Here is a 10,655-nt window from a genome sequence, read left to right on the forward strand (position 1 = left end):
TTCAGCTACTAGCCGAACATTTTAGGTATGAGCCGGGTACTCGTGGTCAGCGTGCCCGGTTCTTTCAATTTGCACCGTGGCGTGTTCAATCCCGTGGACGTCGTGAAGCAGTGCCTGCGCACGGTCGAGCAATGCGTGCTCGTCGCCGTTGGGGAGCGTGTCACAGCGCACGAGGTGAACAGATGCCAGCAGGTCGCTGCCGTTGAGGGACCAGACGTGGAGATCGTGGACATCGACCACTCCCTCTAGGCCGGACAGGTCAGCAGTGATTTTCTCAGTGTCGACGCCCTTCGGGGTGTACTCCAGCAACACGTGGAGACAGTCGCGCACCAGAACGGCGGCTCGGGGGACGATGAAGAGCGCAATCACGATGGAGACCACAGAGTCGATGGCAGTCCAGCCGGTGTATGCGATAGCGATAGCGGAGATAATGACGGCAACCGAACCAGCGGCGTCGACAAGCACATGCAGATACGCACCGCGGACGTTGACGCTTTCCTTGGCAGCCCCCGCGAGCAGAAAGGCCGCAATAACATTGGTGAGCAGGCCGATGACCGCGATGATGAGCATCGACGTGGTCTGAATTTCCGATTGTTCTGGGGAGCCAAAACGCCGGATTGCGCCCCAGAGAATCACAGCGGCAATGATGAAAACTGTCAGACCGTTGATAAGAGCAGTCAGAACCTCAACACGACGGTACCCGTACGTCGCGCGGTGATTCGCACCGCGCTGGGCGATAGCCAAACCGGCAACTGCCATAAGCAGGCCCGCGGAGTCCGTCACCATATGGCCGGCATCTGCCAGCAACGCCAGCGAACCCGAAACCAAGCCACCGATGAGCTCGGCGAGAAATACGACAAGAGTCAGACCCGCAGCCACGAGCAGGCGACGGGCAGGAGTATTCGCGGGGTCAAAATGAGCGTGGTCATGGCCGTGTGAATGACCGTGTGAATGACCGTGGCCGTGCGAGTGGCCAGAGTGTTCAGTCGTGTCCATAACCCCTAATGGTAACAGGGTTATTCAGCCTCCGGAAGATAGCTATCCGCCCACGCATAAATCAGGTCAGCAGCGCGCGCGGCGGACTTAGCGCGAGTGAGCAAGTGGTCCGCGCGATCCAAGCTCATCAGAGATTTTGGATAGCGAGATACCTGGAAAATCTTCTGGGCGCTATCGATACCAACAGTCTGGTCGGTCGGGGAATGCAGAATAAGCAGCGGCTTGCGCAGCTGGCTGAGATAAACCTCCGGGTTGTAGTCCGCCAACACTTCCAAGAACTCACGGGAGATGGGAATGCCACGACCTTCAATCTGCAGAACCTGCGTGCCGTGCTCATCGACCGTCGAAATGTCACCGGCGATGCGCACAATCGAGTGTGCCGGATCGAAGGGTGCACCGATTGTCGCAACCGCCTTGACCTTCGGCATATCGTGGCCGGCGTTCAGCGCCGCTGCACCACCGAGCGAGTGCCCAATCAGTAGCGCGGGGGCCTCAAATTCTGCCTCCATGAACTCGTAGGCGGCCTTAAGATCATCGATGTTGGTCTGGAACGTCGTCTCACCGAAATCACCAGTGGACTGCCCGAGGCCAGTGAAGTCGAACCGGAATGCCGCAATGCCCTTCTTCGCCAGCGCCTTACAGGTGCGTGACGCGCCGGGCACCATCCGATTACACGTGAAGCAATGACCAAATAGCGCCCACGCGCGTGGCTGACCGTCCGGCAAATCAATTGATGCAGCCAGAGTCTCGCCGGTCGATCCCGTAAATTTTAGGTGCTTTGTTGGCATAGGTTATATCCGCGTCTCAGTGTGTGCTCAATGTGTGTACGTTTTCGCTTTACGACGCCCATTGTGGTGGCGACCGTACGCAATATTAAGCCCGGGTGCCACAAATAAGTGAGGGATTGGGCGAAAAATTCGACCAATCCCTCAATCTCCTAGTGGCTGTGAGTTAACGCACCGGAACCCCTGGCCCCAGCGGAATGCCCGCGAGGTACCACACGACAAAGAATAGGAACCAGCCCACCATCATGCACAGCGAGTACGGGATGGCCAGTGACATCAGCGTGCCGACACCCGCCGGCTTGTAGTACTTCTGCAGGAAGGTCAGCGCCAGCGCAAAGTATGGCGACATCGGTGTAATGATGTTGGTCGGGGAGTCACCAATACGGAATAGCTGCTGGGAGACCTCTGGGGAGACGTTGACGTACATCAGCATCGGTACCACGACCGGCGCCATCAGTGCCCACTGCGCGGAGCCAGAGGTAATCAGCAGGTTGAGAACAGCCACCATCAGGACGAAGGCAGCAAAGAGCAACAGCGGCGGCAGATCCGCCTTGGTCAGGAATTCGGAGCCCTTGATAGCGGTCCACTGGCCGATATTGGACCACTTGAAGTAGGCCGTGAACTGCGAGACGGCGAAGAAGAGCACCATCATTGTGGTCAGTGTGCCCAGGCCGCGTTCCATGAAGGCGGGCACGTCTGCTGAGGAGGTGATGGTTTTGGCACCGATGCCGTACGCAATGCCGACCACTGCGAAGAAGAGGGCGATGGACGCCACGACGTCGGTAAGCAGCACGGAATTCAAGATGCCGTCGCCTTCGCCGCGCAGAGGCGAACCCGGGATGAACAGGGCAGCGAACCAAAGCGCCAGGAAGATGACAGCGGCGATGTTGCCGTAGCGGAGGCCACGTCGTTCGGCATCGTTGAGGATTAGCTTGTCGCGGCCATTGCTGGAGCTGCTAGATGCGGTGTTCCGCTCCTCCTTCTTGGCGTTTTCCTCGGCAGCTTCCTCCGAAGCGCCCGGTTTGGTGAATTCCGCGGCATCGTGGTCAATGTGGTCGTCGTGGACGGTCTTCTCCACGTGCTTGGTAATAAACAGTTCAGTAACGGCGGTAATAATCAGAGCCAGCACAATCGACGAGGCCATAGTGAAGAAGTAGTTGGCCAGCGGTGAAACTACGTATTCCGGATCCACGAAGTGCGCTGCATGCGTGGAGATACCTGCCAGCAGCACATCGGTGATGTTGAGCACCAGTGACGAATTGAACCCGGCCGACGAGGCGGCAAAGGCGACCATCGCACCGACAATAGGGTTACGACCAACTGCGGCGAATGAGGCGGCACCCAGCGGAATGAGAATCACGTAGACGGCATCAGAAGCGATTGAACCAGTCACGCCGGCCAGTGCAACAATGAATGTCAGCAGGACAGGGGAGTGCACCTTGGAAATTGCCGCGCGGATTGCCGAGCCGATGTAACCGGAGTACTCCGCAATTGCGACACCGAGCATGCACACCAGAATCAGGCCAACTGGTGCGAAGTCCGTGAAGTTCGTTACCGCCTCAGAGACCATCTTTTGCAGGTACTCTGCGGTAGCAAGGCTTTCCACCTCGATGATGTCACCCGACGCGGGATCCTTGGCCTGCATACCCGCAGCCTCACCGAGCCACGAAGAAACGATGACTACACCGGCAAGAATCACGAATAGCCAAAATGGATTTGGCAGTGCGTTGCCGATACGTTCCAGTGTTGCTAGGAACCCCTTTGGCTTCGGTGGCGCTTTGTCCGGTTCCAACGTTTTTGACTGTCCCATATATATAAATCCCTCTGTGTTAGACGTTGGTAAAAGGTTAGGGGAAAGTAAGTTGCGTCACAACGTAAAAGGCCAGAGGCATATGTATGTCGGGTGCGAGCAGGCGCATAAGGGAAAGTTAAGGGAATAGCTAGGGAATAGCTGTAGTGCACCTTCTTCGACTAGAGTTAATCAGGTTATGGGCAAGAAGAAGTCGAAGAAAGAAAAGGTCAGCGCCAACAACGCGGTGGTGGCCACCAATCGTCGTGCCCGCCATGACTACAACATTCTGGACACCTACGAATGCGGTGTCGTTCTCGTGGGCACTGAGGTCAAGGCGCTGCGCGAGGGCAAAGCATCGCTTAATGACGCCTTCGCGACCATCGACGACGGCGAAGTGTGGCTCCGCGGGCTGCATATCCCGGAGTACTCCTACGGTTCGTGGACTAATCACTCACCGCGTCGCTCGCGCAAGCTGTTGTTGCACCGCAAGGAGATTGACACCCTGTGGGGCAAGGTCCGCGATGGCAACAACACGCTTGTACCCCTGAAGCTGTATTTCACCGACGGCCGCTTGAAGGTCGAGCTCGCACTCGCCCGCGGTAAGCAGGATTATGACAAGCGCCAGGACATCAAGCGCCGCACGGAGGAGCGCGAAGCTACTCGTGCGCTGGGCCGTCGTGTGAAGGGCATCAAGGGGTAAAAGAGGTCTTCATTAGAAGAAACCCTTTTTAGAAGGGGAACTCAGTCGCATCGACTGGGAGGATGAGTAGGCCAATGACGTTTTCGTGACGGTCAAAGGCAACTCGAGCCATCCATTCGCCAGCCTCATGTTTGAGGGTGGTGATGACGAGACTTGTGCCGAGAATCTTCGACAGGAGTTTCTGCGAGGTCGGTTCCTTAGTCCTGGTTCCCCCGAGGCTGGTGACTTGGGTGTCGTCGAAAGATTCGAACGCCCCAGTCTCGGTGAGAACATCTTCCCAGACAGAGTAGATAGTGGACCAGGGGAGATCCTTCCGGAGCTTTGGGGAAATCATGCTTACGGTTTCTGCTTCTTCGCCGTTGATGATGTGGCGAAGGAATTTTTCGCCGAGCTCGGCGATATGTGTAGTTTTTGTGGCAGTCATCAATTCTCCTGAAACGGGGTTTTGGACACTTCCGAACCGCTTGAATGCCGCTTGCCGGGAGATATTGAGTACATTTCCAATCTCTGCCCATGAATGGCCCGCTGCGCGAGCCTGCGCCACGGCATCTTCAAGTTCTTGTTCGGCAATGTTCGTTGCTTGCAGTCGGTGACGGATTGTCGTCAATGGATCCATGACTGCAGTCAACCATTGGTTGACGTCAGTGTCAACCCGGAGTTGACATTCGGGGGGGGGCTGTGGGCCTTGCGGCGAAGCTTGTTGACTTTTCCCGTCGTAAAGCGTTATTCTTGAACATCCTTTGAGTGCTACGCACTTTCCCGTGCTCGAAGGCATTGTATGGGGCTGACATGGTTTCGACACCGTACAGTGAGCCAGGGGAAGCGTGCCGGTGCAGGCTAGAGACCACCGTTTAAGCGTCGTAGCAACTGATTAAGCGCCGAGAACACTCAGCGCGACTACGCTCTCGCTGCCTAATTAAGCGACTAGCGTGTCTGTCAGACCGGGCTTGCCCTTTGGTCCGGACCCTGGCATCGACTTAAAAGGGCTCGCCCGATGGGTGTGCCGTAAGGCTCATCGGGGATCTTCTTACTTGCGGCTGGGCCCGTCATTCGGACATGTTTGCCTGAGCCGAAGGGTCGAGTAGAGGCGATCGTGCGAACTGCGCACGGAGAAGCCCTGGCGAGTTGGCGGTGGACCCGAGTTCAATTCTCGGCAGCTCCACAAATGGAAATCCCCGGTCATTACGACCGGGGATTTTTCGTTGTACTTGAAGACGTCTGAGCGACGTCGAAAGACCTTAGAAGGTGCTCTTGTAGACGTTGGCGATAGTGGTGCCAGCAACTGCCGAACCGTGGAAGGTCGGGTGGTTGGTCATGTTGTAGGAAGCAACATCGGTATCCAGAATTGCGGAGACCTGACGCTCACCGTCCGGACCGCACATTGCGACGTCGATGTTGGTGACCTCCTTCATGTTGACGAAACCGATACCGGATTCAGCGGCAGCACGCATCTGGCGGTTCTGCAGAGCCATCTCAAAGTGGTGCATACCGGCAGCCGGAATGTGCGGTGCAAAACCTGCGGCGTTAACCGGGCAAGCGTAGTGAGTCGGGTCATTAGAGGTGAAAGCCGGGTAACCAATCAGCATGACGCGAGCAGTTGGGTTAGCGGCCTTGATCTTCTCCACAGCGGCCACAACGTTGGTGGTGTACAGGTCATCCTGAACCGGCATTGGCAGCACAGCGCCCTGCATCGCGTCATTGGCGCCAACGTAGATGGTTACTAGCTGGGTAGCCGGGCCGAGGGAGCCCTGAGCGATGGCGTTGTCAACCTGGCCCATCAGGGACTTCTGCGGCTGAGTCGGCATGAAAGCGGTAGTGCCGTTGCAGGAGTAGTCGTGCAGTTCAAGACCAGTCTCACGAGCAACGTGAGAGCCGATGTTCGAGACCGAAATCGGGCAGCCACCACGGCCCGGTACGGCTGGATCGGACTGACCCGGGTTAGCAGCGAAGGAATCGCCGAAGGCAACGTAGTTACCAGTAGGAAGAGCGTTGGCAACACCACCGGTCAGGAGGGAGGCTGCCAGCGCAGAAGCTGCAGCTGCCGAGGCTGCTGCACGGCGAACAACGTTGTTCTTCATAATTAAAAACCTCTTAGTTGAAAACCTATAGAAGGAAAAACTCGCGCTACACTCGCGATTTCTTCGCCACAGACCGTCCCTGGAAGAACCAAGTCCGACAGAACCAAGTCCGACAGAACCCTGAGCGGATACTTAGAGACGCGCCTTTATCACTTTGTTATACAACTAGGTTCTAAGTCCGATGTCAACCGGAATCAGCTAGTTATATGTATATTCGGCGCTTTCAATACCTCTTTTTGTCTCTTATCGCTGGTAGGTGGATTTATGAGGCGCTTCCGAACGTGGAATACAACGCAGCGATGACACCATCGGCTACCCCAGAACCATCTTTTAGCTCAATCTCATCTTCAGCAAAGGGCCCACGCTCATCCAGTTCCGCCTCTGTGGGGCGAGGTTGGATCAGTGTTAGGTGTGGACCTTCGCTGATAACACCACTGAAAAGACGTGCCTGGCGAGCCGCCTCACCATCCGCCTGTGCCCGCACCTCGTCCAGGGATGCACCCTCAAAGCTGTCCGCCTGCTCCGGAGCGATGACCATTATTTCCTGCGCTAACACGGCACCGACGACACCTGCCGGCCACGATGTCCGAGCGATAAAGTCCGCCAACTCAGGGCTACCGCCTTCAATTCCCTCGGGGAGGGGTTCCTGCGCAACGACAGTCAATGGGGCGCTGTCAATCAGCTCGTCGGCAAGCACGTCGGCAAGCGCGGCGGTGGGGACGAGGGCGAAGAGGCTCGGAGCGCGGTCCCAACCTTCGGTGTGGACGTATTCGACAGCTTCGCGCACGGCGCGATTGAGTGCCTGCTGGCTGAGATGAGTCTGAGTGCCGTTGTTTTCGCTCATGACGCTTGACGACGCCCCTTTCCTGGCAACGCTGTATTAACAGCATCCTTAGTCAAATGTTAGGAACTTTATTTAGAGTAGATGACAGATAAGCGTACGACCGACTTACCAGCTCGCTGGCAAGTCAAGCTCAACTCGAACAGGAGAGACGTTGTCTCTAAACCAGACTCGACCGAGACGATCGGCGGGTGGCCGACCGGGGTGGCTGGCAATTACCGTGTTGGTGATTGCCGCGCTGACCTTTGTTATTCCAATCGCCGTCAATTTTTATACGGACTTTCAGTGGTTCGGTGAAGTGGGGTATCGAGGGGTATTCGCCACCACGTGGCTCACTCGTATCGTCCTGTTTATCACTGTAGGCCTGATAACGGGCGCACTGACATTTCTATCTATGTGGCTGGCGTGGCGCTCGCGGCCCGTCGACCTCGGACTGACGGATCCACGCAGCCCGCAGGCAGTGTACCGACGGATGGCTGAATCCGGTTCGAAGTCGATGTTCACCACGCTGCCCGTTGTATTCGGCGTACTCGGTGGCCTTGTGGGGCAGGGTAATTGGCAGACGGTGCAGCTGTTCTTAAATCGGCAGTCCTTCGGTGAGACTGACCCGCAGTACGGCAAGGACTTGGGCTTCTATGCATTCCAGTTGCCGCTGTGGTCGTACATCATTTCGACGCTGGTTGTCCTGGTAGTTATTGCGTTCCTGCTGTCGCTGGTGACGCATTACTTCCTTGGTGGCATCCGCCCAGGTAACCCGACTACAGGGGAGAAGACCCGCGTTTCCAATGCGGCTCGTGCGCAGTTGGCGTGCTGGGCCGGTGTTTTCATGCTGCTCAAGGCTGTGTCTTACTGGCTGGACCGCTATGAGCTGCTGAATAACAAGCAGAAGACCTTCACCGGTGGTTCCTACACCGATATCAATGCGCTGCTGCCGGCGAAGATTACGCTGCTGGTCATCGCAATCGTCGTGGCCGCTGCATTCTTCGCGGCCATTTTCCTGCGCAATCTTTCGATCCCGGCGTTTGCCACCGTGCTGATGTTGGTTTCCGCAGGTCTGATTGGCGTGGCCTGGCCGATGGCAGTTGAGCAGTTCTCAGTTAACCCGAACCGCGCTTCCAAGGAACGCGAATACATTGCGCGCAATATTGAATCGACGCGCTACCACTACGGGCTTACTGACGACAAGGTGAAGGTTGAGCGCGACTGGGGTGTTCCGGCTGAAAAGGAAGGCGATAAGGAAGCCGCGAAGGAAGGTGCGGATTCGATTTCCCGCGATGCTGCGACGCTGGCCAATATCCGAATTCTGGATCCGGAGGTGCTGCCACGTACCTTCACGCAGCAGCGCCAGCTGAAGAACTTCTATGGTTTCTCCGATCCGCTTGCCATTGACCGCTACCAGATCGATGGTGCGTCCCGTGACTTCATCGTCGCTGCTCGTGAACTGAACCCGCAGACGCTGCAGGGTAACCAGACTGACTGGATTAACCGTCACACGGTCTACACCCACGGCAATGGTTTCGTTGCTGCGCCGGCTAATAAGGTCGACGAGGTTGCCTCCGAGTCCGGTTCCGCCCGCGGCGGTTACCCGCTGTATACCGTGGCTGACCTGTTCGAGTCCGAGGACCCGAACGGCATGAACCTGAACCTGAAGCAGCCGCGTATCTACTACGGCCCGGTTATCGCCAACAGCGATGCCGACTATGCGATTGTTGGCGGTAACGGTGACGGCAAGGACTATGAGTACGATGCCGACGGCCGTAACTTCACCTACGACGGTGAGGGCGGTGTTGGCGTAGGCGGGCTTGCCAGCCGCATGATTTTCGCCACCCGTTACCAGGAACTCAACATCCTGCTGTCCGACCGCATTGGGCCGGACTCCAAGATTATCTACAACCGCGATCCGCGTGACCGTGTTCAGAAGGTCGCCCCGTGGCTGACCACTGACACCAAGACCTATCCGGCTGTAGTCGATGGCCGTATGAAGTGGATCGTCGACGGCTACACCACGCTGGCCAAGATGCCGTACTCCCAGCGCATGAGCCTCCAGGAAACCACACAGGACTCCATTAACCCGGATGGCACTCCACGCCCGCTGCCGAACAGCGAGGTCAGCTACATCCGCAACTCGGTCAAGGCGACCGTCGATGCCTACGATGGCACCGTTGAGCTCTACGAGTTCGATGAGAAGGATCCGGTGCTCAAGGCCTGGGAGGGTGTCTTCCCGGATGTGGTGAAGCCAAAGTCGGAGATTTCCGAGGAGCTGCAGGAGCACCTGCGCTACCCGGAGGACTTGTTTAAGGTTCAGCGTGAGCTGATGGCCAAGTACCACGTCAGCGATCCGGGCGTGTTCTTCGCCAATGACTCCTTCTGGTCCGTCCCGTCCGATCCGACCGCGCCGGAAGAGCAGAACCTCTCCCAGCCGCCGTACTACGTTGTCGCTTCCGATCCGAAGACCGGAAAGCCGAGCTTCCAGCTGATTTCCGCCTTCCGCGGTCTGGAGCGCGAGTTCCTCGCCGCCCAGATGAGCGCTTCCTCCGATCCGGAGACGTACGGTCAAATCACCATCCGTGCCCTGCCGACCAACACCCAGACCATGGGTCCACGGCAGGCGCAGGACACGATGATGTCCGCAGATGAGGTCGCCCAGGACCGTACTCTGCTCGAGGGCACGAACGTGGTCACCAACGGTAACCTGCTGACGCTGCCGGTCGGCGATGGCGAGATTCTCTACGTCGAACCGGTCTACACCCAGCGCAAGGGCCAGGAGACCGCATTCCCGAAGCTGCTGCGTATTCTCGTCGCTTACCGCGGTCAGGTGGGCTATGGCGCCACGGTCACTGAGGCTCTGAGTCAGGTCGGTATCGATGCTTCCGCCGCGACCAAGGTCCGCGGTGAGGAAGAGACTGAGGAGCAGTCGGCGGATAAGGACAAGGATGCCGCCGACGCTGAGTCCGACGACGAGGCACCGAAGGAAGAGCGCAAGGTTGATGTCGCCGCGCGTGACGACGCCGCTCGCCGTATCTCCGACGCACTGCAAAAGCTTAACGACGCTCAGAAGAACGGTGACTACGCGGCACAGGGCCAGGCACTTGCCGAGCTCGACCGCGCTGCCGCTGACTACCAGAAGGCCAACGGCCAGTAAGACGTGCAACGAGTAGTTAACCGAGAATCATAGGTTTCTATGGTCCGAAGACTCCCTAGGTTGTAGCGAAATTGGCTATGACCTGGGGATTGGTCTTTGTTGGGAGCGTCGTGCTACAGTTACTTCTCGTTGGTCAGAGAGACCAGCGCCCGCTGTGAGTGCTTGTAAAAGCCAGGACAGTTGACGCGGGGTGGAGCAGCTCGGTAGCTCGCTGGGCTCATAACCCAGAGGTCGTAGGTTCGAATCCTGCCCCCGCCACTAAGAAGAGACCCCTACCGGTGCAACGCCGGGTTAAGTAGCAAAAAGTGTGTCCGCTCGGCG

The 10,655-nt window shown here is 57.5% G+C and carries 8 protein-coding genes, 1 tRNA gene and 1 other RNA gene; 4 read left to right on the forward strand and 6 right to left on the reverse strand.

What is annotated here, in order from left to right; translation table 11 throughout:
* Positions 1-21: 21 nt before the first annotated feature.
* From HMPREF2878_RS05840 to HMPREF2878_RS05850, 3 genes are all read right to left on the reverse strand, one after another.
* Positions 22-996: a cation diffusion facilitator family transporter gene (locus tag HMPREF2878_RS05840; RefSeq protein ID WP_070652977.1), complete on the reverse strand. Its 975-nt coding sequence runs from the start codon at positions 994-996 to the stop codon at positions 22-24.
* A 20-nt stretch (positions 997-1,016) separates the two neighbouring features.
* Positions 1,017-1,784: an alpha/beta hydrolase family protein gene (locus HMPREF2878_RS05845; RefSeq protein ID WP_049193066.1), complete on the reverse strand. Its 768-nt coding sequence runs from the start codon at positions 1,782-1,784 to the stop codon at positions 1,017-1,019.
* A 163-nt stretch (positions 1,785-1,947) separates the two neighbouring features.
* Complete coding sequence (locus HMPREF2878_RS05850; protein WP_083295722.1) at positions 1,948-3,591, reverse strand: AbgT family transporter; 1,644 nt, start codon at positions 3,589-3,591, stop codon at positions 1,948-1,950.
* 178 nt (positions 3,592-3,769) lie between these two features.
* Here HMPREF2878_RS05850 and smpB point away from each other — a divergent pair, with 178 nt between their 5' ends.
* On the forward strand, positions 3,770-4,273 hold the full coding sequence (gene smpB / locus HMPREF2878_RS05855) for an SsrA-binding protein SmpB (RefSeq protein WP_038626299.1): 504 nt from the start codon (positions 3,770-3,772) through the stop codon (positions 4,271-4,273).
* A gap of 28 nt (positions 4,274-4,301) precedes the next feature.
* Here the strand turns inward: smpB and HMPREF2878_RS05860 are convergent, their stop codons facing one another.
* The gene (locus HMPREF2878_RS05860; protein WP_016423247.1) at positions 4,302-4,697 is read right to left on the reverse strand and encodes a DUF3887 domain-containing protein; all 396 of its coding nucleotides are present in this window, start codon (positions 4,695-4,697) and stop codon (positions 4,302-4,304) included.
* Positions 4,698-5,053: 356 nt separating this feature from the next.
* On the opposite strand from HMPREF2878_RS05860, the gene ssrA reads away from it, so the two are divergent.
* Positions 5,054-5,438, forward strand: a transfer-messenger RNA (tmRNA) gene (gene ssrA / locus HMPREF2878_RS05865).
* A gap of 73 nt (positions 5,439-5,511) precedes the next feature.
* Here the strand turns inward: ssrA and HMPREF2878_RS05870 are convergent.
* Both HMPREF2878_RS05870 and HMPREF2878_RS05875 read right to left on the reverse strand, forming a co-directional pair.
* Entirely contained in the window at positions 5,512-6,351 is an 840-nt protein-coding gene (locus HMPREF2878_RS05870; RefSeq protein WP_048733544.1) for a GDSL-type esterase/lipase family protein, read from the reverse strand.
* 262 nt (positions 6,352-6,613) lie between these two features.
* Positions 6,614-7,195 (reverse strand): PPA1309 family protein, encoded by a 582-nt coding sequence (locus HMPREF2878_RS05875; RefSeq protein ID WP_016423245.1) that lies wholly within the window; start codon positions 7,193-7,195, stop codon positions 6,614-6,616.
* Between the two features lie 151 nt (positions 7,196-7,346).
* Between HMPREF2878_RS05875 and HMPREF2878_RS05880 the strand changes: the two genes are divergently transcribed.
* Both HMPREF2878_RS05880 and HMPREF2878_RS05885 read left to right on the forward strand, forming a co-directional pair.
* On the forward strand, positions 7,347-10,334 hold the full coding sequence (locus tag HMPREF2878_RS05880; RefSeq protein ID WP_049189694.1) for a UPF0182 family protein: 2,988 nt from the start codon (positions 7,347-7,349) through the stop codon (positions 10,332-10,334).
* A 184-nt stretch (positions 10,335-10,518) separates the two neighbouring features.
* Positions 10,519-10,592: transfer RNA gene (locus HMPREF2878_RS05885), tRNA-Met, on the forward strand.
* Positions 10,593-10,655: the final 63 nt, after the last annotated feature.

The sequence above is a fragment of the Corynebacterium sp. HMSC065H09 genome, from assembly GCF_001812845.1.
Taxonomy (GTDB): domain Bacteria; phylum Actinomycetota; class Actinomycetes; order Mycobacteriales; family Mycobacteriaceae; genus Corynebacterium; species Corynebacterium jeikeium_D.

Coding starts and splice junctions, on each gene's coding strand:
- HMPREF2878_RS05840 (WP_070652977.1), bottom strand. CDS start 996: ATGGACACGACTGAACACTCTGGCCACTCGCACGGCCACGGTCATTCA.
- HMPREF2878_RS05845 (WP_049193066.1), bottom strand. CDS start 1,784: ATGCCAACAAAGCACCTAAAATTTACGGGATCGACCGGCGAGACTCTG.
- HMPREF2878_RS05850 (WP_083295722.1), bottom strand. CDS start 3,591: ATGGGACAGTCAAAAACGTTGGAACCGGACAAAGCGCCACCGAAGCCA.
- smpB (WP_038626299.1), top strand. CDS start 3,770: ATGGGCAAGAAGAAGTCGAAGAAAGAAAAGGTCAGCGCCAACAACGCG.
- HMPREF2878_RS05860 (WP_016423247.1), bottom strand. CDS start 4,697: ATGACTGCCACAAAAACTACACATATCGCCGAGCTCGGCGAAAAATTC.
- HMPREF2878_RS05870 (WP_048733544.1), bottom strand. CDS start 6,351: ATGAAGAACAACGTTGTTCGCCGTGCAGCAGCCTCGGCAGCTGCAGCT.
- HMPREF2878_RS05875 (WP_016423245.1), bottom strand. CDS start 7,195: ATGAGCGAAAACAACGGCACTCAGACTCATCTCAGCCAGCAGGCACTC.